21 protein-coding genes and 1 pseudogene are annotated in these 26,040 nt (G+C 69.0%); 7 read left to right on the top strand and 15 right to left on the bottom strand.

Features of this window, described 5'->3' with window-relative positions; genetic code table 11:
• Positions 1 to 43: 43 nt before the first annotated feature.
• The 3 genes from IE107_RS11430 to IE107_RS11420 form a co-directional block, all read right to left on the bottom strand.
• Positions 44 to 991 carry an FKBP-type peptidyl-prolyl cis-trans isomerase gene (locus tag IE107_RS11430; protein WP_189543613.1) on the bottom strand — a complete coding sequence of 316 codons (948 nt, stop codon included), beginning with the start codon at positions 989 to 991 and terminating at the stop codon, positions 44 to 46.
• Between the two features lie 126 nt (positions 992 to 1,117).
• Positions 1,118 to 2,479, bottom strand: coding sequence for a Pup--protein ligase (pafA, locus tag IE107_RS11425; protein WP_072484408.1), 1,362 nt, complete (start codon positions 2,477 to 2,479; stop codon positions 1,118 to 1,120).
• Positions 2,480 to 2,488: 9 nt separating this feature from the next.
• Complete coding sequence (locus IE107_RS11420; protein WP_189543612.1) at positions 2,489 to 3,748, bottom strand: MFS transporter; 1,260 nt, start codon at positions 3,746 to 3,748, stop codon at positions 2,489 to 2,491.
• A 134-nt stretch (positions 3,749 to 3,882) separates the two neighbouring features.
• Here IE107_RS11420 and IE107_RS11415 point away from each other — a divergent pair, with 134 nt between their 5' ends.
• On the top strand, positions 3,883 to 4,923 hold the full coding sequence (locus IE107_RS11415; protein WP_189543611.1) for a LacI family DNA-binding transcriptional regulator: 1,041 nt from the start codon (positions 3,883 to 3,885) through the stop codon (positions 4,921 to 4,923).
• Between the two features lie 67 nt (positions 4,924 to 4,990).
• On the opposite strand, the gene prcA is transcribed toward IE107_RS11415, so the two are convergent.
• From prcA to arc, 6 genes and pseudogenes are all read right to left on the bottom strand, one after another.
• A complete protein-coding gene (prcA, locus tag IE107_RS11410; RefSeq protein WP_189543610.1) occupies positions 4,991 to 5,803 on the bottom strand; it encodes a proteasome subunit alpha in 813 nt (270 codons plus the stop codon).
• A 58-nt stretch (positions 5,804 to 5,861) separates the two neighbouring features.
• Positions 5,862 to 6,707: a proteasome subunit beta gene (gene prcB / locus IE107_RS11405; protein ID WP_189543609.1), complete on the bottom strand. Its 846-nt coding sequence runs from the start codon at positions 6,705 to 6,707 to the stop codon at positions 5,862 to 5,864.
• Positions 6,659 to 6,849, bottom strand: a pseudogene (locus IE107_RS36275) (endonuclease domain-containing protein); the annotation flags it as partial. The pseudogene IE107_RS36275 and the gene prcB, both read right to left, overlap by 49 nt.
• A 101-nt stretch (positions 6,850 to 6,950) precedes the next feature.
• Positions 6,951 to 7,169, bottom strand: coding sequence for a ubiquitin-like protein Pup (locus IE107_RS11400; protein ID WP_124718707.1), 219 nt, complete (start codon positions 7,167 to 7,169; stop codon positions 6,951 to 6,953).
• Positions 7,170 to 7,289: 120 nt separating this feature from the next.
• The gene (gene dop / locus IE107_RS11395) at positions 7,290 to 8,801 is read right to left on the bottom strand and encodes a depupylase/deamidase Dop (protein WP_189543608.1); all 1,512 of its coding nucleotides are present in this window, start codon (positions 8,799 to 8,801) and stop codon (positions 7,290 to 7,292) included.
• A gap of 234 nt (positions 8,802 to 9,035) precedes the next feature.
• The gene (arc, locus tag IE107_RS11390; protein WP_189543607.1) at positions 9,036 to 10,802 is read right to left on the bottom strand and encodes a proteasome ATPase; all 1,767 of its coding nucleotides are present in this window, start codon (positions 10,800 to 10,802) and stop codon (positions 9,036 to 9,038) included.
• Positions 10,803 to 11,043: 241 nt separating this feature from the next.
• Between arc and IE107_RS11385 the strand changes: the two genes are divergently transcribed.
• Positions 11,044 to 11,355: a ferredoxin gene (locus IE107_RS11385; protein ID WP_189543606.1), complete on the top strand. Its 312-nt coding sequence runs from the start codon at positions 11,044 to 11,046 to the stop codon at positions 11,353 to 11,355.
• 39 nt (positions 11,356 to 11,394) lie between these two features.
• On the opposite strand, the gene IE107_RS11380 is transcribed toward IE107_RS11385, so the two are convergent.
• The 3 genes from IE107_RS11380 to IE107_RS11370 form a co-directional block, all read right to left on the bottom strand.
• On the bottom strand, positions 11,395 to 11,973 hold the full coding sequence (locus IE107_RS11380) for a hypothetical protein (protein ID WP_189543605.1): 579 nt from the start codon (positions 11,971 to 11,973) through the stop codon (positions 11,395 to 11,397).
• Positions 11,974 to 12,220: 247 nt separating this feature from the next.
• Entirely contained in the window at positions 12,221 to 13,126 is a 906-nt protein-coding gene (locus IE107_RS11375) for a tRNA (adenine-N1)-methyltransferase (RefSeq protein ID WP_189543604.1), read from the bottom strand.
• A 61-nt stretch (positions 13,127 to 13,187) separates the two neighbouring features.
• Positions 13,188 to 14,438 carry a site-2 protease family protein gene (locus tag IE107_RS11370; protein ID WP_189543603.1) on the bottom strand — a complete coding sequence of 417 codons (1,251 nt, stop codon included), beginning with the start codon at positions 14,436 to 14,438 and terminating at the stop codon, positions 13,188 to 13,190.
• Between the two features lie 171 nt (positions 14,439 to 14,609).
• Here IE107_RS11370 and IE107_RS11365 point away from each other — a divergent pair, with 171 nt between their 5' ends.
• On the top strand, positions 14,610 to 15,455 hold the full coding sequence (locus IE107_RS11365; protein WP_229866855.1) for a RecB family exonuclease: 846 nt from the start codon (positions 14,610 to 14,612) through the stop codon (positions 15,453 to 15,455).
• Between the two features lie 10 nt (positions 15,456 to 15,465).
• Positions 15,466 to 16,137, top strand: coding sequence for a response regulator (locus IE107_RS11360; RefSeq protein ID WP_093541287.1), 672 nt, complete (start codon positions 15,466 to 15,468; stop codon positions 16,135 to 16,137).
• Positions 16,138 to 16,186: 49 nt separating this feature from the next.
• On the opposite strand, the gene IE107_RS11355 is transcribed toward IE107_RS11360, so the two are convergent.
• The 3 genes from IE107_RS11355 to metH form a co-directional block, all read right to left on the bottom strand.
• Positions 16,187 to 17,788, bottom strand: a complete 1,602-nt coding sequence (locus IE107_RS11355) for an ABC transporter substrate-binding protein (RefSeq protein ID WP_189543602.1) — start codon at positions 17,786 to 17,788, stop codon at positions 16,187 to 16,189.
• A 364-nt stretch (positions 17,789 to 18,152) separates the two neighbouring features.
• A complete protein-coding gene (locus tag IE107_RS11350; RefSeq protein ID WP_189543601.1) occupies positions 18,153 to 18,854 on the bottom strand; it encodes an HAD family hydrolase in 702 nt (233 codons plus the stop codon).
• Positions 18,855 to 18,973: 119 nt separating this feature from the next.
• Entirely contained in the window at positions 18,974 to 22,486 is a 3,513-nt protein-coding gene (metH, locus tag IE107_RS11345) for a methionine synthase (RefSeq protein ID WP_189543600.1), read from the bottom strand.
• Positions 22,487 to 22,725: 239 nt separating this feature from the next.
• Here metH and IE107_RS11340 point away from each other — a divergent pair, with 239 nt between their 5' ends.
• The 3 genes from IE107_RS11340 to glpK form a co-directional block, all read left to right on the top strand.
• Positions 22,726 to 23,490: an IclR family transcriptional regulator gene (locus tag IE107_RS11340; protein ID WP_229866847.1), complete on the top strand. Its 765-nt coding sequence runs from the start codon at positions 22,726 to 22,728 to the stop codon at positions 23,488 to 23,490.
• A 235-nt stretch (positions 23,491 to 23,725) separates the two neighbouring features.
• A complete protein-coding gene (locus tag IE107_RS11335) occupies positions 23,726 to 24,517 on the top strand; it encodes an MIP/aquaporin family protein (protein ID WP_189543598.1) in 792 nt (263 codons plus the stop codon).
• A gap of 56 nt (positions 24,518 to 24,573) precedes the next feature.
• The coding region (gene glpK / locus IE107_RS11330) for a glycerol kinase GlpK (protein WP_229866846.1) at positions 24,574 to 26,040 on the top strand (1,467 nt) is incomplete at its 3' end.

The following is a 26,040-nucleotide window of genomic DNA, read 5'->3' as shown; positions in this document are numbered from 1 at the left end:
CTTGCTCCTCTAACTGATGAACTACTGGGCAACCGGGACAGTCTTACATCTTCGCCAGGAGGTCCACGGCGAAGACCAGCGTGGACTTGGCAGGGATGGTCTGCTGCGCCTTGTCACCGAACCCCTGGTCCGGCGGGATGACGAGCAGCACCCGGCTGCCGATCTTCTTGCCGACCAGGCCGTTCTTCAGCCCCTTCAGGGTCACCTGGTCGAGCGGGAAGGTCTGTGTCTTGCCCGTGGCGTAGGTGCTGTCGAAGGTCTTGCCGTCCTTCCACGTCAGTGCGACGTAGTTCACGACGACGCTGTCGGTGTCCTTCACGACATCGCCCTTGGACTCCAGGATGTAGTTGGAGACCAGCTTCGTCGGCGGGTCGCTCTTGGTCGGGACGGTGACCTTGGGAGCCTTGCCGTCCGTGTTGGTGCCGACCTTCGGCAGGTCGATGTTGTCCTGGGCGACCTCGGTGCCCTTGGCGGAAGCCGGGATCTGCGTCGCCTTCAGGACGTCGACGACGAAGACGAGCGTGGCGTTGGGCTTGATGTCGCCCTGGCCCTGGGCGCCGTAACCGAGGTCCGGCGGAATGACCAGCTGGACCCTGCTGCCGACCTTCTGGCCGACGAGGCCCTTGTCCCAGCCCTGGATGACCATGCCGGCGCCGAGGGTCAGATCGAACGGCTGCTTGCGGTCGAAGCTGTTGTCGAAGGGCTTGTCCGAGTCCCAGGACTGACCGAGGTAGTTGACCTGGATCGCGTCGCCGTTCTTGAGCGTGGCGCCGTCTCCCGGGCTGACGACTCTGGTCTTCAGCTCCTTGGGCGGGTTCCCCGTGCCCTTGGCCAGGGTCGGCTTCTCACCGAATTTCGCACCCGCGGTGATCGCGGGGAACCCGTCCTTCGACGCGGCGGAAGCGGAAACGGAAGCGGATTCCTTTTCGTCGCCGCAGCCCGCTGTCAGCAGCAACAGGGGGACGACGAGAAGGCCGGCAAGTCGGCGCACTTGTTCCTCAGATCTCAGACGGCACGGTTGGTTGAGTCCCCGACACTCTAGGGCGTACGCGGGGCCCCGTACGAGGAACGTACGGGGCCCGCGTCGCGCCGGTGGCCGGGATCGTCCTGCGCCGGCTCACATACCCGCGATCAATTTCTCCACACGGTCGTCGACCGAACGGAACGGGTCCTTGCACAACACGGTGCGTTGCGCCTGGTCGTTGAGCTTGAGGTGGACCCAGTCGACGGTGAAGTCCCGCCGCTGCTCCTGCGCCCTGCGGATGAAGTCGCCGCGCAGCCGCGCCCTGGTCGTCTGCGGGGGCACGGACTTGCCCTCGAAGATCTTCAGGTCGTTGCAGACGCGGGCGGCCTGCCCCTTGCGCTCCAGCAGGTAGTACAGGCCGCGACGGCGGTGGATGTCGTGGTACGCGAGGTCTATCTGGGCGACCCGCGGGTGCGACATGGTCATGTTGTGCTTGGCCCGGTACCGCTCGATGAGCTTGTACTTCATCACCCAGTCGATCTCGGTCTCGATCCGGTCGAGGTCCTCGGCCTCGACCGCGTCGAGGGTGCGGCCCCAGAGCTCCAGGACCCGGGCGACGGTGCCGGTGCGGATGCCGCGGCGGTCGACGAAGTCGACGGCCTTCTCGTAGTACTCGCGCTGCACCTCGATGGCGGACGCCTCTCGGCCGCTGGCCAGGCGCACCTTGCGCTGCCCCGTGGTGTCGTGGCTGACCTCGCGGATCGCCCGGATCGGGTTCTCCAGCGTCAGATCCCGCATCACCGTGCCCGCTTCGATCATGCGAAGCACCAGGTCGGTCGCACCGACCTTGAGCAGCATGGTCGTCTCGGACATGTTGGAGTCACCGACGATGACGTGGAGGCGGCGGTAGCGCTCCGCGTCCGCGTGCGGTTCGTCACGTGTATTGATGATCGGGCGGGATCGCGTGGTCGCGGAACTGACGCCCTCCCAGATGTGCTCGGCACGCTGGCTGACGCAGTAGACCGCGCCCCGGGGGGTCTGCAGCACCTTGCCCGCGCCGCAGATCAGTTGCCTCGTGACGAGGAAGGGAATGAGGATGTCCGCGAGCCGGGAGAATTCTCCGTGCCGGGCCACGAGGTAGTTCTCATGGCATCCGTAGGAGTTTCCCGCCGAGTCGGTGTTGTTCTTGAAGAGATATACGTCGCCCGCGATTCCCTCCTCGTGCAGGCGGCGTTCGGCATCGACGAGCAGACCTTCGAGAATGCGCTCGCCGGCCTTGTCGTGGGTGACCAGTTCGGTCAGGTTGTCGCATTCGGGGGTTGCATATTCCGGATGCGATCCCACGTCGAGGTAGAGGCGGGCGCCGTTCCGCAGAAAGACATTGCTGCTGCGGCCCCATGACACAACACGGCGGAAGAGGTAGCGCGCCACTTCATCAGGGGACAGTCGGCGCTGTCCCCTGAACGTGCACGTGACGCCGTACTCGTTCTCCAGCCCGAAAATGCGGCGGTCCATGACAGAACATTACGCCTGATGGCCTGAGCTGAAACCGGGTTCGACAGCACCGTTTCGATCATTTTCCGATCCCCGTACGGCAACGGCCGTGCGCCCGGGAACTGTCAGTACCCTTCCCGTCGCCAGCAGGACGAGCAGCGCCGCCACTCCACCGGCGGCGGCGACGGCGAAACTCCACGAGGTGCCGCCCAGCTCGACCGCCGGGCCCGCCACGGCCGTTCCCGCCGCAGCACCGACCCCGAAGGTCGTCACCAGCCAGGAGAACGCTTCGGTCACGGTGCCCTGCGGGGCATGCCGGTCGACCACGATGAAGGAGCACGCGATGGCGGGTGCCAGAAAGACTCCGGCCAGTGCCGCCAGTGCGGTCATGGCGACCACTCCGGGGGTCAGCATCAGCGGCAGGTAGCCCAGTGCCAGCAGCGCGACGATGACCCGCAGCCGGCGCTCCGGCGCCCCGGCCCACTGCCGTGCCCCGTAGACCGCGCCGCCGATCAGCGCGCCCAGCCCGAGCGCGGCCATCAGCCAGCCGTACACCGACTCCCGTCCGTGGTCGTCGGCGTAGGCCACACCGGCCACCGTGATCGAGCCCAGCGCGAGTCCGACGAAGAAGAACGCCCCGAGCAGTGCCAGCAGCCCCGGCGAGCGCAGTGCGCCCAGCCAGTGCGCCTCGCGGGGTGCCGAGCGCCAGGCCCGGGAGGGCTCGGAGAGGACGACGGAGAGCGCCCCCAGGACGCCTATCGCGTTGATGACGAGCAGGGCGGCGGCGGGCGACCACAGGGAGACCAGCAGCGTCACCAGCAGGGGGCCCACGGTGAACATGACCTCCTGGGCGACCGCGTCCATGGCATACGCCCGGTGCACCCGGTCCTCACCGCCCAGCACACTCGGCCACAGGGCCCGCAGACCGCCCTCCAGCGGCGGTGTGAAGACGCCGGCCACCGTCACCGCCGCGTAGGCCAACGGCAGCGATCCCAGGCCCGCCAGGGCCAGCACGGCCATGCCGAGCGCCGACACCACGGCGGCCGGGAGCTGGACGCGTGGCTGGCCGTACAGGTCGACGGCGCGGCCCAGCAGCGGCTGGCCGACCGCGGTGGCCAGCCCGTAGACGGCCGCGAGCGCTCCGGCGAGGGTGTAGCTGCCGCCCTCGGCCCTGGTGAAGAGCACGATCGCGATGTGGGCGGTGCCGCTCGGCAGCCGCCCCACCAGGGTTCCCGCCAGCAGCCGGGCGGCGTGCCGCGCCCGGAGGATGTCCAGATATCCCGCCGCCATGTCCCGTCGCCCCTCTCCCCCGAGCGGTCCGGCGACCCCGAGGTTTTACGTATAACGTCGAGGTTCATACGTACCATGTGCCCAGTCCGCAGGTCCACCTCACGGCGCCTGCCCCGACCGGCCCGGAGGTCCCCGTGACCAGCGCAGCACAGCCCGCCCCGACCCGGCCCACCAGCCGCGACGTCGCGCGGGCCGCGGGGGTCTCGCAGGCCAGCGTCTCCCTGGTGCTCGGCGGCAAATGGCGCGGCCGGGTCTCCGAGGCCACCGCCGAACGTGTGCGCCGTGCCGCCCACGAACTCGGCTACCGGCCCAATCTCGCCGCACGCAACCTGCGCCTGGGCCGCACCAGGACCGCGCTGCTGGTCGTGCCCGCGCTCACCAACGAGTTCTTCGCCCGCGTCTACACCGGCGCCGCCGCGGTCGCCGCCGAGCACGGCTTCGGCGTCGTGCTCTACCCGTCCCCGGACGGCATCGGTCCGGCCCGGGACCCCTTCGCCTCCGCGAGCGCCTCCCTGGACGGCGTGATCGCCTCCTCCATGGCCGCCGGCGCGCTCGGCGAGCTGCGCGGCGCGGGCCTGCCGCTGGTCATGCTCGACAGCGACCCGGCGGACACCGGCGTCGCGGCCCGCGTCAATCTGGACATCGCCGACGGAATGCGCCAGGTGGCGGAGCATCTGCTCGGCCTCGGCCACCGTCGCTTCGTCCACCTGGCCTCGGCCGTCGACTCCTGGACCTTCGCGGTGCGCGGCCGGACTCTCCACGACGCCCTGCGCATGGTGCCCGGCACCTCCGTACGGACCGTCCCGGCGGCGCTCGACGTCCATGCGGGCCGCATCGCGGCGGAGCACACGCTCGCCGCCCCGGGCCCCCGGCCCACCGCCATCGTCTGCGACGACGACATTCTCGCCGCGGGTGCCTGCAAGGCCGCCCGCAGGCTCGGCCTCCGCGTGCCCGACGACCTGTCCGTCACCGGCTTCGACGATCTGGCCCTGGCCACGGCCGTCGAGCCGGAGCTCACCACCGTGCGGCTGCCCGCCGAGCAGGTCGGGGAGCGCGGCATGGCGGCGCTGCTGGCGGTCCTGGACGACCGGCCGGCCGAGCCCGGCAGCCTCCCCGTGCACCTGGTGGCCCGGGGCTCGTCGGCGCCCCCGCCCGCCGACGCCCCGCACGCATGACAGTGCCCCGGCCCGCCGAGTGCGGCGGACCGGGGCTCAGGAACAGCGTGGGGCGTCCCCCGGAAGGTTACTCCACGTCCCCGCCGGAGTCGGTGGACTCGGGGGCATCCGTCGCAGCGGCGGACTCGCCGCCCTCACCCTCTTCGGTGTCGGAGGGGGCGTCCGTCGGCGCGGAGCCGCCGTCCGCCTCCAGCAGCCGGGCCAGCTGCCTGCCGACGATGCGCTTGAACTTCCGCTGCTGCGGCCGTGTACGGTCCAGGACCGCGACCTCCAGCCGCTCCGCGGGGATCTCCCGCTCGCTGCCGTTGGGATCGCGCGAGAGGGCCTGCACCGCCAGCTTCAGCGCCTCGGCGAGCGTCATCCCGTCGCGGTGCCGCTGGTCCAGGAAGGTGCTGATCTGCTCGGCGTTGCCGCCGACCGCGACCGAGCCGTGCTCGTCGACGATCGAGCCGTCGTGCGGCAGCCGGTAGATCTGGTCGCCCTCGGGCGCGACGCCCACCTCGGCGACCACCAGCTCCACCTCGTACGGCTTCTCGGCCGCACTGGAGAAGATGGTGCCCAGCGTCTGCGCGTAGACGTTGGCCAGCCCGCGGGCGGTCACGTCGTCACGGTCGTAGGTGTATCCGCGCAGATCGGCATAGCGCACGCCGCCGATGCGGAGGTTCTCGTACTCGTTGTACTTGCCGGCAGCGGCGAAGCCGATCCGGTCGTAGATCTCGCTGAACTTGTGCAGCGCGCGGGACGGGTTCTCGCCGACGAACACAATGCCGTCGGCATACTGCAGCACAACCAGGCTGCGACCACGGGCAATGCCCTTCCGGGCGTATTCCGCCCGGTCGGCCATGGCCTGCTGAGGTGAGACATAGAACGGCGTCGACACCGGTTATCCGTCCCTTTCTGTCAGTGACGAGAGCATCGAAGAGGCAGCGGAACGAAGGTCAGAGCAGCGCGGCGCGCGGGCCGTCGGGCTGTTCCAGCCGGTGTTCCAGGACGGAGCGGGCGATCTCGGAGGATTCCGCGTCGTCCAGCCTCCGGAAGCCCTCGTCGGTGATGACGGTGACGATCGGATAGATCCGCCGGGCCACGTCCGGACCGCCGGTCGCCGAGTCGTCGTCCGCCGCGTCGTACAGCGCCTGTACCACCAGAGTGAGCGCCTCCTGCTCCGTCAGGTCCTGGCGGTAGAGCTTCTTCATCGAGCCGCGGGCGAAGACCGACCCGGAGCCGGTGGCCGCGTAGCCGTGCTCCTCGGAACGGCCGCCGGTGACGTCGTACGAGAAGATGCGGCCCTTCTCGCGGTCGATGTCGAAACCTGCGAAGAGCGGGACGACGGCCAGCCCCTGCATGGCCATGGCCAGATTGCTGCGGATCATCGTGGAGAGCCGGTTCGCCTTGCCCTCCAGGGAGAGCTGGGCGCCCTCGACCTTCTCGAAGTGCTCCAGCTCCAGCTGGAAGAGCTTGACCATCTCCACGGCCAGCCCGGCCGTGCCGGCGATGCCCACCGCCGAGTACTCGTCGGCCGGGAAGACCTTCTCGATGTCGCGCTGCGCGATCACATTGCCCATGGTCGCGCGCCGGTCACCGGCCAGGACCACACCGTCGCCGAACGTCGCCGCGACGATGGTCGTCCCGTGCGGCGCCTCCACTGCCCCCTGGAGCGGTGGCAGGTTCCTGTTGCCCGGGAGCATCCCGGGCGAGTGGTCGGACAGGAAATCCATGAACGAAGAGGATCCCGGCGTCAGGAAGGCAGCTGGTAGACGCCCGGTGCTACGAGTGTTGGCTTCCACGCGTTTCCCTCCAGGTAAGCGACGGCCCTGCGCAAGGCGTCAGGATCGTCTCCCAACTTGCCGATGGCCGATTTGCAGTTGATGCGGTTACGCCACGGACCCTACCCGCCCCGCGGCGATGCTCCACACGAACGGCGGGGGCAGCTGCACGGCTCGCGGTGCCGCCAGCGCCCGCGCGGTACGGGCCGACCCGGCCCGTACCGCGCGCATCGCTCTCCACTCCCCCGTTTTCACGTCTGTGAACTACTGTCCACCCTTTTGAACAAAGGAGCGCACGAAGTCCTCTGCGTTCTCCTCGAGCACGTCGTCGATCTCGTCCAGAACCGAGTCGACGTCGTCGCTCAGCTTCTCCTGGCGGTCCTTGAGGTCCTCGGAGACCTGCGCGTCCTGCGCCTGCTCCTCGACCTCCTCCGTGGAACGCGTCGCCTTCTGCTGTCCGCCGCCGGTGTCCTTGGTCGCCATCTAGCTCACCCCGCTCGGTTCGAAGCACTTGATCAGACCCTACCCACGGGCTCCGACATCGGCCCGGTACTTCCCTCAACGTCCGGGGGACATCCCGATGATTCCCCGATCCCTTCCCTTTCAGCCGCCCGACAGGACCTGGACCAGCTCCTCCGCCGTGCGGCAGCGGTCCAGGAGCTCCTTGACGTGGCTGCGGGTGCCGCGCAGCGGTTCCAGGGTGGGTACCCGTTGCAGCGAGTCATGACCCGGCAGGTCGAAGATGACCGAGTCCCAGGAGGCCGCGGCCACGTCGTCGGCGTACTGCTCCAGGCAGCGGCCGCGGAAGTAGGCCCTGGTGTCCTCCGGAGGCCCCGTACGGGCCAGCTCGACCTCGCTCTCGTCCAGCAGCCGCTTCATCTTCCCGCGGGCCGCCAGACGGTTGTACAGGCCCTTCTCGGCCCGTACGTCGGCGTACTGGAGATCCACCAGGTGCAGACGTGCCGCGTCCCAGTCCAGGCTGTCACGGCGGCGGTAGCCCTCCATGAGCTCCCGCTTGGCGATCCAGTCGAGCTCGCCGGACAGGCTCATCGGATCGTTCTCCAGCCGGTTGAGAGTGTCCTCCCAGCGGATCAGGACGTCCTTGGTCTGCTCGTCGGCATCGGCCCCGAACCGCTCCTCCACATACTTGCGGCCCAGCTCGAAGTACTCCATCTGCAGTTGCACGGCGGTGAGGGTGCGGCCGCTGCGCAGCGTGATGAGGTGCTTCAGGGTCGGGTCGTGGGAGACGTGATGCAGGGTGCGCACCGGCTGGTCGACCGCGAGATCGACGTTGATGAAGCCGTCCTCGATCATGGACAGGACCAGGGCCGTGGTGCCGAGCTTGAGATAGGTGGAGATCTCCGAGAGGTTCGCGTCCCCGATGATCACGTGGAGCCGTCGGTACTTCTCGGCGTCGGAATGGGGTTCGTCGCGGGTGTTGATGATGGGGCGCTTGAGCGTGGTCTCCAGCCCTACCTCGACCTCGAAGTAATCGGCGCGCTGGCTGATCTGGAAGCCGTGCTCGGTGCCGTCCTGGCCGATCCCCACGCGCCCCGCCCCGGTGACCACTTGGCGGGACACGAAGAACGGGGTCAGATGGCGCACGATGTCGGAGAACGGGGTGTCCCGCTTCATCAGGTAGTTCTCGTGCGTGCCGTACGAGGCGCCCTTGTTGTCGGTGTTGTTCTTGTAGAGGTGGATCGGCTGGGCGCCGGGAAGCTGGGCCGCGCGCTCGGCGGCCTCGGCCATGATGCGTTCGCCGGCCTTGTCCCAGAGGACCGCGTCCCGCGGATTGGTGACCTCCGGGGAGCTGTATTCCGGGTGCGCGTGGTCGACGTAGAGGCGGGCCCCATTGGTGAGGATGACATTGGCGAGGCCGATGTCCTCGTCGGTGAGCTGGCTGGAGTCCGCGGTCTCGCGGGCGAGGTCGAAACCTCGCGCGTCCCGCAGCGGGTTCTCCTCCTCGAAGTCCCAGCGGGCGCGGCGCGCCCGGTGCATCGCCGCTGCGTAGGCGTTGACGATCTGGGACGAGGTGAGCATGGCATTGGCGTTGGGGTGGCCGGGGACGGAGATCCCGTACTCCGTCTCGATGCCCATTACTCGCCGTACGGTCATGCGGCCCTCCTTGCCCGGCGGCGCTCCCTTGAGGGGCGGCGCTCCAGTACCGCTGCTTGTCGGTGCGCGTGCACTGCCCGTCCACGCACTGCGCGACCGGGCGGTACGCAAGAGCCTAGAGCGCCTCTGTGCTGGTGGGGAGATCAATTACGTCATTGCTGCGGTGTCGCGTGAGCTGTACCGAAAGCAACCGGCTGCGGATGCCCGGCCGGGCATCCGCAGCCTGTCCGTGTTCTACAGGTACTGCCCGGTGTTCGCCACCGTGTCGATGGAGCGACCGGTGTCCGCGCCCTGCTTTCCGGTGACGAGCGTACGGATGAAGACGATCCGCTCGCCCTTCTTGCCGGAGATCCTGGCCCAGTCGTCCGGGTTGGTGGTGTTCGGCAGGTCCTCGTTCTCCTTGAACTCGTCCACGCAGGCCTGGAGGAGATGGGAGACGCGAAGGCCCTTCTGGCCCTGGTCGAGGAAGGCCTTGATGGCCATCTTCTTGGCCCGGTCGACGATGTTCTGGATCATCGCGCCGGAGTTGAAGTCCTTGAAGTACAGGACTTCCTTGTCGCCGTTGGCGTACGTGACTTCGAGGAAGCGGTTCTCCTCGGACTCGGTGTACATCCGCTCGACGACGGACTGGATCATGGCGTGCGCCGCGGCTTCCTTGGAGCCGGTGTGCTCCGCGAGGTCGTCCGCGTGCAGCGGCAGCGAAGGCGTGAGGTACTTCGCGAAGATGTCCTTCGCGGCCTCCGCGTCCGGGCGCTCGATCTTGATCTTCACATCGAGGCGGCCGGGTCGCAGGATCGCGGGGTCGATCATGTCCTCGCGGTTGGAGGCGCCGATGACGATGACGTTCTCCAGGCCCTCGACGCCGTCGATCTCGGCGAGCAGCTGGGGGACGATGGTGTTCTCCACGTCCGAGCTGACACCGGATCCCCGGGTACGGAAGAGTGACTCCATCTCGTCGAAGAAGACGATGACGGGGGTGCCCTCACCGGCCTTCTCACGGGCGCGCTGGAAGACCAGGCGGATGTGCCGCTCGGTCTCGCCGACGTACTTGTTGAGAAGCTCCGGACCCTTGATGTTGAGGAAGTAGCTCTTGCCCGTCGGCCGGCCGGTGACCTCGGCGACCTTCTTGGCAAGGGAGTTGGCGACGGCCTTGGCGATGAGGGTCTTGCCGCAGCCCGGCGGACCGTAGAGCAGGATGCCCTTCGGCGGACGCAGTTCGTGTTCCTTGAAGAGGTCGGGGTGCAGGTAGGGGAGCTCGACCGCGTCCCGGATCAGCTCGATCTGGTCGCCCAGACCGCCGATCTTGTCGTAGTCGATGTCCGGCACCTCTTCGAGGACGAGCTCCTCGACCTCGCTCTTGGGCACCACTTCGTAGACGTAGCCGGACCTGGGTTCGAGCAGGAGGGCGTCGCCGGGACGGATCGCGATGTTCAGCAGCGGCTCGGCGAGCCGCACCACCCGCTCCTCGTCGGTGTGCCCGATGACCAGGGCCCGCTCGCCGTCCTCGAGGATTTCCTTGAGGGTGACGATGTCCCCGGCCCGCTCGAATTCCATGGCGTCGACCACGTTGAGCGCTTCGTTGAGCATGACTTCCTGGCCGCGCCGGAGGTCGTCGATCTCGACACTGGGACTGACGTTCACCCGGAGCTTCCGGCCCCCGGTGAAGATGTCGCAGGTACCGTCCTCATTGCCTTGCAGAAACACACCGAAACCGGCCGGCGGCTGTGCGAGCCGGTCGACTTCTTCCTTGAGGGCCACGATCTGGTCGCGGGCCTCGCGCAATGTGTTGGCGAGCCGCTCATTCTGTGCGGACACACCTGCCAGGTTGGTCTGCAACTCGACGATCCGCTCTTCGAGAATCCTCGTATGGCGCGGAGAGTCGGCGAGCTTACGTCGCAGGACGGCGATTTCCTGCTCGAGATAGGCGACCTGGCCGGCTGGGTCGTCGGACCCCCGCCCGGGCCGGATGCCGCGGTTGATGTCGTCGTCGTGGGCTGCCACGGTCCTCACCTCCTCCAAGGGGAGCTGGACGCTTCCTGACCCTACCTGGGTGGGTGATGATTGAAACCCCTAGATCACAAAGACTGCGGGGCGTGTCCGATCTTCACCCTTGCGTTCCCCCTCGTCCCAGGGGAATACCCACCCTTCAACATCGGAAAGCGGCCGGTTGTATCGTCGAACCGTTCAACACCCGTCAGGGCTGGCTTCTTTTGGTTCGGATACGCAGGGAACGGCAGGAGAAATGACCGTGCAGCAGGACGCTCCCAACGGTGGCGACGCACAGGAGCTGGAGGTCTGGATCGACCAGGACCTCTGCACGGGGGACGGCATCTGCGTCCAGTACGCGCCCGAGGTGTTCGAGCTGGACATCGACGGTCTGGCCTACGTGAAGAGCGCGGACGACGAGCTGCTGCAGGACAAGGGCGCGACCACGCCCGTTCCGCTGCCCCTCCTCCAGGACGTCGTCGACTCGGCCAAGGAGTGCCCGGGCGACTGCATCCATGTACGTCGCGTCTCGGACAGCGTCGAGGTGTACGGGCCCGAGGCCGCCTGATCCGGCGGTCGCGGGCCCCCGCTCACGCCCGGTGACCGGTCAGACGCTGCCCGGGGCGGTCTGGGCGGCGCGGACGAAGGCGCCGCCCTTCCACTGCCAGGTGACCTGCTCCTGCTGGTCGGGACAGCAGCGCGCCACGGCGTCCGAGGAGTAGCCGAGCAGAGTGGCCGAAATGATTCCGTCACGCACCGCAAAATCGCTGATGCTCATCTGCTGAGCGGGGTCCACCAGGGTCGCCACGACCCGCGGTGCGGCCCCGCTTCCGCGTGTGAGGACGTAGACGCCGCTGGGCGGGGTGCCCGAGCCTGCCGCACAGTGGACCACCGCGACGGTCTCGGGGCGGTCGTCGCCGTCCAGGTCGCCGGTGGCCTGCTTGGTCACGGTGTACTCCTGTCCACCGCATTCCAGCGGGAAGACGGCCCGTGCCGGATCGGGGGCGGTGACGGCCTCAGTGCCGTGCCTCGCCGTGGTGCGGTGGGAGGCGGAAGCCGACGCCGCGGGGTCCGGCTGGAGCAGGCCGGCCGCCGCTATGACGGCGGCCATGGCGGCCGCGGTGGCGAGCCAGTGCAGCGGCTTGGTATCGGTGTGCGCGAGGTCCGGGAGCTCGGAGGTCTGCACGCGGGATGTCTCCTGTGGTTCCTGTGGGCCGAGGATGCCGGGATGAGCGGCGCCGCCGGCGGGACCGCTGCGGTGGCGCGGGGTGGCCAGCATCGTGCCACACCTCACAGAACAGCGGAACGGTGGGGTCGGCACGGATTGCCCGGCCGGTGAGGACGTAGTCCTCGTACCGGCAACGAAAGGGCGCCGCCGCGGAGTTCCCGGGTCGGTCCGGGAACTCCGCGGCGGCGCCGGTGCGTTGCGCGGGTCAGCCGCGGGAGGAGCCGCTCTGGCTGCCGGGACCGTCGTAGTCCTCGCCGTAGGCGCCCTTGGCGGGGCGGCGGCGGCGCAGCGGGGGTTCCACACCGTCGGCCAGTCGGCGGGCGGTGACGAGGAAGCCGGTGTGGCCGATCATGCGGTGGTCCGGGCGGACGGCCAGGCCCTCGACGTGCCAGTTGCGGATCATCGATTCCCAGGGCTGCGGCTCGGCGAAGCAGCCGATCTCGCGGATGGACTCGACGGTCCGCGCGAGCTGGGTGGTGGTGGCGACGTACGCGCAGAGGATGCCGCCGGGCACCAGCGCCTTGGAGACGGCCTCCAGGCACTCCCAGGGGGCGAGCATGTCCAGGACGACGCGGTCGACGTCGGTGTCCGAGAGGTTGTCCTGGAGGTCGCCGACGGTGAGCTGCCAGGCCGGGTGCGGTTCGCCGAAGTAGCGCTCCACGTTCTGCTGGGCGATCTCGGCGAAGTCCTCGCGGCGCTCGTAGGAGTGCAGCATGCCCTGGTCACCGATGGCGCGCAGCAGGAAGGTGGAGAGCGAGCCGGAGCCGACGCCGGCCTCCACGACGCGGGCGCCGGGGAAGATGTCGGCGAAGGCCAGGATCTGCCCCGCGTCCTTGGGGTAGACCACGGCGGCGCCGCGGGGCATGGACAGGACATAGTCGGGGAGCAGCGGGCGCAGCGCGAGATAGGCGACGTTTCCCGTGGTCCGGACAACACTGCCCTCGGGAGCACCGATCAGCTCGTCGTGCGGGAAAGAACCCTTGTGGGTGTGGAAGTTCTTTCCGGCTTCGAGCGTGAAGGTGTAGTGGCGTCCCTTGGGATCGGTGAGCTGGACCTGGTCCCCGACCTTGAAGGGCCCGCGTCGGCGGGCGGCACCGGTCGGTTCAGACATGTGACCAGCGTACCGGTGATTCCCGGGGCTCCGTCCGCGAGCCCGGGGCGGGCCCCGGCGGTCAGGCGGCCGGCCTGGCCAGGGCCGCGACGAACGCGCGTTCGACGTCGGCGGTGGAGAGGACGCCGTAGATCTCGCCGGCCTCCTCCAGGACGAGGTACTCGGTGGCCGGGCAGGCCTTGAGCCGGTCCAGGAGTGCCTCGCCGGAGAGCTCGGCGGAGACCTTCATGCCTTCGGTGAGGTCCTGGGCGAGGCCGCTGACGGCCACCCAGGGGCGGCGGTGTTCCGGTACGGCGACGATGGCCGTCTCCCGGACGATGCCCTTGGGCTCGCCGTGTCCGTCGACGACGACGAGGGCGCGGGCGCCCGCCTCGTTGGCCCGGCGCAGGGCCTCGGAGAGCGGGGTGGCGGACTCCACCGGGACGGCGCGGCGGGTGAGGGTGCGGGCGCGCAGCTCGGGGAGGTGTTCGCGCAGGCGGGCCATGCGCAGGCTGTTGCCCGCTCCGGTCCAGATGATCGCGGCGAGGATGGCGGCGAGCAGCGCGTCGGTGATGGTGTCCATGCCGCTGAGGTCGCGGGGGTCGTTGCCGAAGGTCCCGGTGTGGGTGAGCAGCGGCAGGCCGATCAGGGTGACGACGGCGAGGGCGCGGCCGACCCAGGCCGCGGCGACGGTGCCGCTCATCGGCCGTCCGGTGATCTTCCAGACGACGGCGCGGAGCATCCGCCCGCCGTCCAGCGGGAGGCCGGGCAGGAGATTGAAGGCGGCCACCAGGAGGTTGGAGATCATCAGCCCGGCGAGCAGGACGCCGGGCACGGTGCCTGGGGCGACGAACTTCATCCCGGCGTAGAACACGCCCGCGAGCACCAGGGAGAGCAGCGGTCCGACGAAGGCGAGCAGGAATTCGCGGCCCGGGGTCTCGGACTCCTTCTCGATCTCGGAGACCCCGCCGAAGAACTGGAGCTGGATGCGGCGCACCGGCAGCTTGTAGCGCAGCGCCACGACGGTGTGGGCGAGTTCGTGGACGAGTACGGAGGCGTAGAAGGCGATCGCGAAGAAGAGGGAGACCAGATAGCGCGCCGTGCCGAGCTCGGGCAGCACCCGGTCGAGCTGACCGCCGAAGACCCAGGTGATCAGCGCGGCCACCAGGAACCAGCTGGGCGCGACGTACACCGGCACGCCGAAGGGACGGCCCATGAGAAGGCCGCCTCCGGGCTCTTCGGGACGCTGCGGTCCGTCCTTGCCGGGGCCGGTGCCGGAGGTCGTTCCCCCTGCGCCGGGCTGCGGCCGCCCGCTGTCGCCGCTCTCGTCCACGGGGTCCCTTCGGTCGGTGCCCTACGGCACGATCATGCAGTGTTCGAGGCTGTGTGGTCGATGGTATGCCGCCCGCTGTCAGTGGCGGGCCGTAGGGTCTTCGACATGACCACCCTGCCGCGGCCCGCTTCGCCGCCTTCGTCCCTGTCACCGTCGCGGGCGAGCGATTTCATGCAGTGTCCGCTGCTGTACCGCTTCCGGGTCATCGACAGGCTGCCGGAGAAGCCCAGTGAGGCGGCTACCCGGGGCACGCTGGTGCATGCGGTGCTGGAGCGGCTCTTCGACAACCCCGCGGCGGAGCGCACGGCGGGCCGGGCCACGGCGCTGGTCCCCGCCCAGTGGGACCGGCTGCTGGAGTCGAAGCCGGAGCTGTCGGAGCTGTTCGCCGAGGATGCCGGGGGCGAGCGGCTCTCGCGCTGGCTCTCGGAGGCGGAGGGCCTGGTGGAGCGGTGGTTCTCGCTGGAGGATCCGACGCGTCTGGAGCCCGCCGAGCGGGAGCTCTTCGTCGAGACGGAGCTGGAGTCGGGGCTGCGGCTGCGCGGGGTGATCGACCGGATCGACGTGGCGCCGACGGGCGAGGTCCGGATCGTCGACTACAAGACGGGGAAGGCACCACGCCCGGAGTACGCGGAGGGTGCGCTCTTCCAGATGAAGTTCTACGCCCTGGTGATCTGGCGGCTGAAAGGTGTGGCGCCCCGCCGGCTCCAGCTCGTCTACCTCGGCAGCGGGGACATCCTGACGTACGACCCGGTGGTGGCGGACCTGGAGCGGGTGGAGCGCAAGCTGCTGGCGCTGTGGGACGCGATCCGGCTGGCCACGGAGACGGGTGAGTGGCGGCCCCGGCCGACGAAGCTCTGCGGCTGGTGCGACCACCAGTCGGTCTGTCCCGAATTCGGTGGTACTCCCCCGGTCTATCCGTTGACGGTCCGCCCGGCGGAGTCCGGGCAGGATGTGCAGGGCAGAATAGATCCGGTCCGCGCTGAGGCCGGCCGGCCTGTGACCCTCGAAGGACCGTGAAGGAGACCCTGTGGCTATCCGCGTCCTACTGGTCGACGACCAACCGCTGCTGCGCACCGGCTTCCGGATGATTCTGGAGGCGGAAGGCGATCTCGCGGTGGTGGGCGAGGCCGGTGACGGTCTCCAGGCTCTCGACCAGGTGCGGGCGCTGCAGCCCGATGTGGTGCTGATGGACATCCGCATGCCGCGGATGGACGGCGTCGAGGCGACGCGCCAGATCACCGGGCCGGGCCGCGACGGCCCCGCGAAGGTGCTGGTGCTGACCACGTTCGATCTCGACGAGTACGTGGTGGAGGCACTGCGCGCCGGTGCCAGCGGCTTCCTGCTGAAGGACGCTCCGGCCAATGAGCTGGTGCAGGCCATCCGGGTGGTCGCGGCGGGCGAGGCGATGCTCGCACCGAGCATCACCCGCAGGCTCCTCGACAAGTACGCGGACCATCTGCCGTCCGGCGAGGAGCCGGTGCCCGACACCCTGCACACACTGACCGACCGCGAGGTCGAGGTGCTGAAACTGGTGGCCCGCGGTCTGTCGAACGCGGAGATCGCCGCGGATCTTTTCGTCAGCGAGACGACCGTCAAGACGCATGTCGGCCATGTGCTGACCAAGCTCGGGCTGCGCGACCGGGTGCAGGCCGCCGTGTACGCGTACGAGAGCGGCCTGGTGCGTCCCGGCGCCCAGTGACCTGAGCGGGTGGGTGCCCCGGCCGGACAGGGCCGGGGCACCTCCTGGCTCAGCGGGCGCCCTTCGCCAGCTCCCACAACTGGAGGTCGGCGGAGGAGTTGACCGCCCATTCGACGCCGGTGAGGCCGTCGCGCGAGGCGGCGTACTGCTTGCCCTGCCAGATCGGCAGTACGGGCACGTCCGCGGCGACGGTGTCCTGGAGCCGCTGGAAGGTCTTGGCCGCGGCGCTGCGATCGGTCTCGCGGCGGGACTGCGGGATGAGTGTCTTCTGCGCCAGAGCGGACTTGTAGGGCGAGTTGAGGAAGTTGTTCCGGCCGAGGAACGGCGCCACGAAGTTGTCGGGGTCCGGGAAGTCGGGGAACCAGCCCATGCCGTAGACGGCGTAGTCGCCGCGCAGCTGTGCCGGGCGGTATTTCGCCCAGGGGGTTCCCTGAACGGAGACGTCGAACAGCCCGGTGTCGTTGAACTGCTTCTTCAGGGCTCCGAACTCGGCGGCGGTGCCGGCGCCGGCACGGTCGGTCGGGTAGTGGAGCGTGAGCTTCACCGGGGTCTCGACGCCCGCGTCGTTCAGGATCGCCGCGGCCTTCTCAGGGCTGGGTTCGTTGTACTTGTTGTAGAACGAGTTGGCGTGCGCGGTGATTCCGGACGGGATCAGCGAGTACAGCGGTTCGGCCGTGGTGCCGTACACCTTGCTCGCGATCTCACCGCGGTCGATGATCTGGGCCATGGCCTGACGGACGGCCCTGTTCTTGACGGCCGGGTCGTCGGTGTTGAAACCCAGGAAATGGATGGCGAGGCCGGGCATCTCGGTGAGCTTGATTCCGTCTTCGGGCCGTTGGAGCATCTGCTGGGACTGCTCGGGCGACATGGTGCGGGCCATCATGTCGATCTTCTGGCTGTCGAAGGCCTTGCCCATGGCCTTCGGGTCGGGGAAGACGTCCAGCTCGACCTTGTCGTTCCGCACCTTCAGATCCCCCTTGTAGTGAGGGTTCCGGGTGAAGACCACCTTGACGACCTGATTGTGTTCGACTTCCGGCTTCATGGTGTACGGGCCGGAGCCGTCCACCTGGAATCCGGCGCGCGCGGACTTCGCCCCGTACCGGCTCTGCGGCACGATCCCGGCGACCGGGGTGGCGAGCTTGTAAGGGAACGTGGCGTCCGGCGCGCGCAGATGGAAGATGATCTCCCGATCGCCCTGTGTCTCGACCGTGTCGATGTTGTCGAGCAGGGCGACGGGCCCGTTGGGGGCATGGATGCGGATGACGCGGTCGATGGAGTACTTCACGTCGTCGGCGGTCACGGCCTTGCCGTCGGAGAACTTCAGACCGCTGCGCAGCTTGCAGCGGTAGCTCTCGTTCTGCGTGTCCGTGAAGGTACAGCTCTCCGCGGCCTCGGGCACCGGCTCGCCGCCGCCACGCGGCACATGCACCAGGGTCTGCACGGTCTGCCGGAGCACGTTCCACACGCCGGCTTCGTAGCCGATGGCGGGATCGAGCGGTGCGGGGTTGTCCTTCGAGGCGACGAACTGGTCCGTGGTGCCGACAACGATGGCGGCGCTGCCCTCGCCCCCGTCCCCCGACGCGCCGCAGGCGGCGAGTGCGGGCGCGAGCAGGCCGACGACGGCCGGCAGCACCAGAGTCTTGCGGTTCATCTCGGACGCTCTCCCTCGTTCCGGAATGGAGAAAGCGACATTAGTAGGCGTCGTCGGCAATGCCGGACCGGAGAAGCGCCGATGCGTATTCGAATGGCGGGCGGGAATCGACGGCGAGCCGATTTCCCGAACCGAAAAGGTTCCGTTGATATCGAGATGAACCGGGACATTCCACCACAGCAAAACGGACACGCCGGGCGATCCCGAAAGGCTTTGATTTGCGCGCGGGTGAGAAAGCTCACGCCTTCGCTGTTCGAATCCTTTATCGCCCACCCTGACTGCCGCACCTGCACGCGACGGAAAATGCACCATTCACCACCGAGAGCTTTTCCATTTGTTCACAGAAACACTCTCGGTGCACGGATCACCGCGTTCCCGTGATCAGGCGCCGGAGGAAGGCGAGATCGACTTCTTCGAGCGACCCCACGACCATCCGGCCGGACGCCGGGGCGATGGGAGCGACCGACGGTACCGCGACCACCCGGCAGCCGGCCGCCTCCGCGGCGGCGACGCCGGTCGCGGTGTCCTCGACGACCGCGCAGCGCTCGGGGTCGGCACCGAAGCCGGAAGCGGCGGTGAGATAGGGCTCGGGGTGCGGCTTCGTGCGGGTGACCTCGTCGCCCGCGACGGTGAGGGCGAAGTGGTGGTGGCCCACCGAATCCAGCACCCGGTCGATGATCCGCCGGTGCGAGGCGGAGACCAGGGCCGTGGGGATCTCGTGCGTGGCCAGCTCGGCCAGCAGCCGCGCCGCGCCCGGCATCAGCGGCACACCGCGGCCGATGCGCTTCTCGAAGCGGTCATTGAGCAGCACGGTGAGTTCGTCGAGGGTGATGTCCGCGCCGGTGACGTCCATGAGGTACCCCGCGCTGCGGGTCATCGGCCCGCCGACCACCACGTCCCGCCATGCCTCGTCGAGCCGGTGACCGAGCTCGGCGAAGACCTCCACCTCCGCGTCCCACCAGAACCCCTCGGTGTCGACGAGGGTGCCGTCCATGTCGAGGAGGACGGCCTGGAGCGCGGCGCCTTCGGCCGTGCGGGTCATGGACGCTGGGACCGTGCTGGTCATCCGGCACACCTTCCGTAAGGGACGAGAAGGCCGGCCGCCATTTCCGTGGGAAGGGCGACCGGCCTGCGCTGGACCGACAAGTGTACGACTTGTCCTGCTACCGCGCGTTGAACGGCGTCTTACCGCGCGTTGAAGTACTTCGCCTCCGGGTGATGGATGACGATCGCGTCGGTGGACTGCTCCGGATGCAGCTGGAATTCCTCCGAGAGATGCACCCCGATCCGCTCCGGCTGGAGCAGCTCGGCGATCTTCGCCCGGTCCTCCAGATCGGGGCAGGCGCCATAGCCGAGGGAGAAACGCGCCCCCCGGTATTTCAGCGCGAACATGTCCTCGACATCGGACGGGTCCTCGCCGCCGAAGCCCAGTTCCGAGCGGACCCGGGCGTGCCAGTACTCGGCGAGGGCCTCGGCCAGCTGCACGGACAGGCCGTGCAGCTCCAGGTAGTCGCGGTAGGAGTTGGCCTCGAAGAGCTTCGCGGTCTCGCCGCCGATCTTCGAGCCGACGGTGACGACCTGGAGACCGATCACGTCCCGCTCGCCGGACTCCTCGGGGCGGAAGAAGTCCGCGAGGCAGAGGCGGCGGCCGCGGCGCTGGCGCGGGAAGGTGAAGCGGGTCCGCTCGGAGCCGTCCTCGTGGAGCAGGATCAGGTCGTCGCCCTTGGACACGCACGGGAAGTAGCCGTAGACGACGGCGGCTTCCAGGAGGTTCTCGGTGTGGAGCTTGTCGAGCCAGCCGCGCAGGTGCGGGCGGCCCTCGGTCTCCACCAGCTCCTCGTACGTCGGGCCGTCGCCGGCGCGGGCCTGCTTCAGCCCCCACTGGCCCTTGAAGAGGGCGCCCTCGTCGAGCCAGGACGCGTACTCCTTGAGCTGGATCCCCTTGACGACCCGGGTGCCCCAGAAGGGGGGCTCGGGGACCGGGTTGTCGACGGCGACGTCGGAGCGTACGCCCTCCTCCGGCTCGTCGATCTCCAGGACCGCGGTGTGGGGCTTGGGCACCCGGCGCTGCCTGAGCTCGGGCAGGACCGCACCCGGGACACCGCGCTTGACCGCGACCAGCGCGTCCATCAGGCGCAGCCCCTCGAACGCGTCGCGGGCGTAGCGGACCTCGCCCTCGTAGATCTCGTGGAGGTCCTGCTCGACGTAGGCCCGGGTGAGGGCCGCGCCGCCGAGGATGACGGGGAAGTCCGCGGCCAGCTTGCGCTGGTTCAGCTCCTCCAGGTTCTCCTTCATGATCACGGTGGACTTCACCAGGAGGCCGGACATGCCGATGACATCCGCCCGGTGTTCCTCGGCGGCCTCCAGGATCGCGGAGACGGGCTGCTTGATGCCGAGGTTGACGACGTTGTAGCCGTTGTTGGACAGGATGATGTCGACGAGGTTCTTGCCGATGTCGTGGACGTCGCCGCGGACCGTGGCCAGGACGATGGTGCCCTTGCCCTCGGCGTCGGACTTCTCCATGTGCGGTTCGAGGTAGGCCACCGCGGTCTTCATGACCTCGGCGGACTGGAGGACGAAGGGCAGCTGCATCTGGCCGGAGCCGAAGAGCTCGCCGACGACCTTCATGCCCTCAAGGAGGGTGTCGTTGACGATGTCGAGGGCCGGGCGGGTCCGCAGCGCCTCGTCGAGGTCGCTCTCCAGACCGTTCTTCTCACCGTCGATGATGCGGCGCTGGAGCCGCTCTTCGAGCGGCAGGGCCAGAAGCTCCTCGGCCTTGCCCGCCTTCATGGACTTCGTGCTGACACCCTCGAAGAGCTCCATGAGCTTCTGGAGCGGGTCGTAGTCCTCGCCGCGGCGGTCGTAGATCAGGTCGAGGGCGACCTTGACCTGCTCCTCCTCCAGGCGGGCGATGGGCAGGATCTTGGAGGCATGCACGATCGCGGAGTCGAGACCGGCCTTGACGCACTCGTCGAGGAAGACGGAGTTCAGCACGACACGGGCGGCCGGGTTGAGGCCGAAGGAGATGTTGGACAGGCCCAGCGTGGTCTGCACATCGGGGTGGCGCTTCTTCAGCTCGCGGATCGCCTCGATCGTGGCGACGCCGTCGCGGCGCGACTCCTCCTGACCGGTGCAGATGGTGAAGGTCAGGGTGTCGATGAGGATGTCCGACTCCTGGACACCCCAGTTGCCGGTGAGGTCCTCGATCAGCCGCTCGGCGACAGCGACCTTGTGCTCGACGGTGCGGGCCTGGCCCTCCTCGTCGATGGTCAGCGCGATCAGCGCGGCGCCGTGCTCCACGGCCAGCGCGGTGACCTTGGCGAACCGGGACTCGGGACCGTCGCCGTCCTCGTAGTTGACCGAGTTCAGTACGGCACGGCCGCCCAGCTTCTCCAGACCGGCCCGCAGCACGGGCAGCTCCGTCGAGTCCAGCACGACCGGGAGGGTGGACGCGGTGGCGAAACGGCCGGCCAGCTCCTCCATGTCCGCCACCCCGTCGCGGCCCACGTAGTCGACGCAGAGGTCGAGCATGTGCGCGCCCTCGCGGATCTGGTCGCGGGCCATCTCCACGCAGTCGTCCCAGCGGGCTTCGAGCATGGCCTCGCGGAACTTCTTCGACCCGTTGGCGTTCGTACGCTCACCGATCGCCAGGTACGAGGTGTCCTGACGGAACGGGACGCTCTGGTAGAGGGAGGCGGCCCCCGGCTCGGGGTGCGGGGCGCGGGGGGTGACGGCCGTGCCGCGGACCCGCTCGACGACCTGGCGCAGGTGCTCCGGGGTCGTCCCGCAGCAGCCGCCGACCAGCGAGAGGCCGTACTCCTGGACGAAGGTCTCCTGCGCGTCGGCGAGCTCGGCCGGGGACAGCGGATAGTGCGCGCCGTCCTTGCCGAGCACGGGGAGGCCGGCGTTGGGCATGCAGGAGAGCGGGATGCGGGAGTGCCGGGCGAGGTAGCGCAGGTGCTCGCTCATCTCGGCGGGGCCGGTGGCGCAGTTCAGGCCGATGAGGTCGATGCCGAGGGGCTCCAGAGCGGTGAGCGCCGCACCGATCTCGGAGCCGAGCAGCATGGTGCCGGTCGTCTCGACGGTGACGGAGCAGATCACCGGCAGGTTGGCGCCGGTGGCCTCCAGGGCGCGGCGGGCGCCGATGACGGAGGCCTTGGTCTGGAGCAGGTCCTGGGTGGTCTCGACCAGGAGGGCGTCGGCGCCGCCGGCGATCATGCCCTCGGCGTTCTGCTGGTAGGCGTCGCGGAGCTTGGTGTACGGGGCGTGGCCCAGCGTCGGCAGCTTCGTACCCGGGCCCATCGAGCCGAGCACCCAGCGCTGCTGCCCGGTGGAGGCGGTGAACTCGTCGGCGACCTCGCGGGCGATGCGCGCGCCGGACTCGGAGAGCTCGAAGACCCGCTCGGGAATGTCGTACTCGCCCAGGGCCGCGAGATTCGCACCGAAGGTGTTCGTCTCGACGCAGTCCACACCGACCGAGAAGTACGCCTCGTGCACCGAGCGCACGATGTCGGGGCGGGTGACGTTCAGGATCTCGTTGCAGCCCTCGAGGTGCTGGAAGTCCTCGAGACTCGGGTCCTGTGCCTGGAGCATGGTGCCCATGGCACCGTCGGCCACCACCACACGCGTGGCGAGCGCCTCGCGGAGGGCTTCGGCTCGGTTCCGGCTGTCGGCGGAAGGGGTCGGCGACGAGGCCATGGATGTACTCCCTGGGATGCGACGGCTGTCGGCTTTGCGTCTTCGGTGGAAGGCGCACCAGGCCAGCCTAGCCGGGCGGCGCCCGGGGCCGTCACTTCGTCCCACGGAGCGGACTGCATGCTGTGCGGGGGGATGTCCGGTTCGCAGCGATGCCGCGGTTTCGCCGCGCGATCGAGCGGAGGTCGACATCGACCGATAGTGTTCAGCATTGTCGAACCGAGGTGGAGGAGTACGGCGCGATGGCCAAGAACATCCAGTCGCTGGAGCGGGCGGCGGCGATGCTGCGTCTGCTGGCAGGCGGCGAGCGTCGGCTGGGACTGTCCGACATCGCCTCTTCACTGGGCCTGGCCAAGGGCACCGCACACGGCATCCTGCGCACGCTCCAGCACGAGGGCTTCGTCGAGCAGGACGCCGCGTCCGGCCGCTATCAGCTGGGCGCCGAACTGCTCCGCCTGGGCAACAGCTATCTGGACGTCCACGAGCTGCGGGCCCGCGCGCTGGTCTGGACGGACGACCTGGCCCGCTCCAGCGGCGAGAGCGCCCATCTGGGCGTGCTGCACCAGCAGGGCGTCCTCATCGTCCACCACGTCTTCCGCCCCGACGACAGCCGGCAGGTCCTGGAGGTCGGGGCCATGCAGCCGCTGCACTCCACGGCCCTGGGCAAGGTGCTGTCGGCGTACGACCCGGTGGCGCACACCGAGGCCATGGAGGCCGAGCGGCAGTCCTTCACCCCGCGCACCGTCACCGATGCGGAGGAGTTCGAGGCGATGCTCGACCTGATCCGGGCGCGCGGCTGGGCGGCCGACGTGGAGGAGACCTGGGAGGGCGTGGCCGCGGTGGCCGCCCCGATCCACGACCGGCGGCGGATGCCGGTCGGCGCGGTGGCCGTGACCGGCGCCGTGGAGCGGGTCTGCGCGGACGGGGAGCTGCGCCCGGAGCTGATCGCCGCGGTGCGCGACTGCGCACGGGCGGTCTCCAGGGACCTGGGCGCCGGACGGTTCTGACCGTCGCGGCGGACCGTAGCCGGTAACGATCGAGTTATAGGCCACACAACCCTTGACGCCTGATTCACCTGAGGGAAGCATTGCCGTTCATCGGTCGGCATTGTCGAACACCAAACGGAAACAAGCGTTAGGGTGTGACAGCGCCAAGGGCCGGAAAACGCCCTCACACGAGGGCGCGGACCACCGGAGGGACCCGGGGTTCGGCTTCCCTGGACGAAGGACAAAGGAGTCGCGGGTGTCCAGCTCCGACATCTTCATCGGCGAGACCATAGGTACCGCCGTGCTCATCCTGCTCGGCGGCGGTGTCTGTGCCGCCGTCACTCTCAAGCGCTCCAAGGCGCAGAACGCCGGCTGGACGGCCATCACCTTCGGGTGGGGTTTCGCCGTGCTGACCGGCGCGTATCTGGCCGGTGGCGTTTCGGGCGCGCACCTCAATCCGGCGGTCACGATCGGTCTCGCGATCAAGGGCGGCACCGAGTGGAGCGACGTTCCGCTGTACCTCGGCTCCCAGCTGCTCGGCGCGATGATCGGCGCGGTGCTGGTCTGGCTGACGTACTACGGGCAGTTCCGGGCTCATCTCACGGATCCGGAGGTCGTGGGCGCCCACACGGGTGAAGAGGGCATGGTCGACAAGGCCGCCGCACCGAAGGCCGGCCCGGTCCTGGGCATCTTCTCCACCGGCCCCGAGATCCGCCACGCCGTGCAGAACATGGTCACGGAGATCATCGCCACTGTCGTGCTCGTCCTGGCGATCCTCACCCAGGGCCTCAACGACGACGGCAACGGCCTGGGCACGCTCGGCGCGCTGGTCACCGCTCTGGTGGTCGTCGGTATCGGTCTCTCGCTCGGCGGCCCGACGGGCTACGCGATCAACCCGGTTCGCGACCTCGGCCCGCGTATCGTGCACGCGCTGCTGCCACTGCCCAACAAGGGCGGTTCCGACTGGGGCTACGCGTGGATCCCGGTCGCCGGACCGCTCATCGGCGGCGCGATCGCGGGCGGGCTCTACAACGTCGCCTTCGCCTGAGCCGCGGCACCCAGAGCCGCAACCCCCACGACCACACAGACTTCCGGGAGCACACCGTGACCGACGCACACACCACCGGCCCGTTCATCGCGGCCATCGACCAGGGCACCACCTCCAGCCGCTGCATCGTCTTCGACAAGGACGGCCGAATCGTCTCCGTCGACCAGAAGGAGCACGAACAGATCTTCCCGAAGCCGGGCTGGGTCGAGCACAACGCGACCGAGATCTGGGAGAACGTCCAGGAAGTCGTGGCCGGCGCCATCGTCAAGGCGGGCATCACGGCCGCCGACGTGAAGGCGATCGGCATCACCAACCAGCGCGAGACCACGCTGCTCTGGGACAAGCACACCGGTGAGCCCGTCCACAACGCCCTCGTCTGGCAGGACACCCGGACGGACGCGCTCTGCAAGGAGCTCGGGCGCAACGTCGGCCAGGACCGCTTCCGCCGCGAGACCGGTCTCCCGCTCGCCTCGTACTTCGCCGGCCCCAAGGTGCGCTGGCTGCTCGACAACGTCGAGGGGCTGCGCGAGCGTGCCGAGCGCGGCGACATCCTCTTCGGCACCATGGACTCCTGGGTCATCTGGAACCTGACCGGCGGCACCGACGGCGGCGTCCACGTCACCGACGTCACCAACGCCTCGCGCACGCTCCTGATGAACCTGCACGACATGCAGTGGGACGAGCGGATCCTCCACTCGATGGAGATCCCGGCCGCGGTGCTCCCCGAGATCCGTTCCTCCGCCGAGGTGTACGGCAACGCCAAGGGCGGCGTGCTCGACGGCGTCCCGGTGGCGTCCGCGCTCGGTGACCAGCAGGCGGCGCTCTTCGGCCAGACCTGCTTCTCCCAGGGCGAGGCCAAGTCCACGTACGGCACCGGCACCTTCATGCTGATGAACACCGGTGAGACGCCCGTCAACTCGTACAACGGACTGCTGACGACCGTCGGGTACCGGATCGGCGACCAGAAGCCGGTCTATGCCCTGGAGGGCTCCATCGCCGTCACCGGTTCGCTGGTGCAGTGGATGCGCGACCAGATGGGCCTGATCAAATCGGCGGCCGAGATCGAGACCCTGGCCCTGTCGGTCGAGGACAACGGCGGCGCGTACTTCGTGCCCGCGTTCTCGGGCCTGTTCGCCCCGTACTGGCGCTCCGACGCCCGTGGCGTCATCGCCGGTCTGACCAGGTACGTCACCAAGGCGCACATCGCCCGTGCCGTCCTGGAGGCCACCGCCTGGCAGACCCGCGAGATCACCGACGCCATGACCAAGGACTCGGGGGTCGAGCTGACCGCCCTCAAGGTCGACGGCGGCATGACCTCCAACAACCTGCTGATGCAGACGCTCGCCGACTTCCTGGACGCACCCGTGGTGCGGCCGATGGTCGCCGAGACGACCTGCCTCGGCGCCGCCTACGCCGCCGGTCTCGCCGTCGGCTTCTGGCCGGACACCGACGCGCTGCGCGCCAACTGGCGCCGGGCCGCCGAGTGGACCCCCCGCATGGACGCGGACAGTCGCGACCGCGAG

Origin of the sequence: Streptomyces gelaticus (assembly GCF_014649535.1) — a bacterium.
Taxonomy (GTDB): Bacteria; Actinomycetota; Actinomycetes; order Streptomycetales; family Streptomycetaceae; genus Streptomyces; species Streptomyces gelaticus.
Note: the sequence above shows the minus strand (reverse complement) of the source record. Positions and strands in the feature narration are given on the sequence as shown.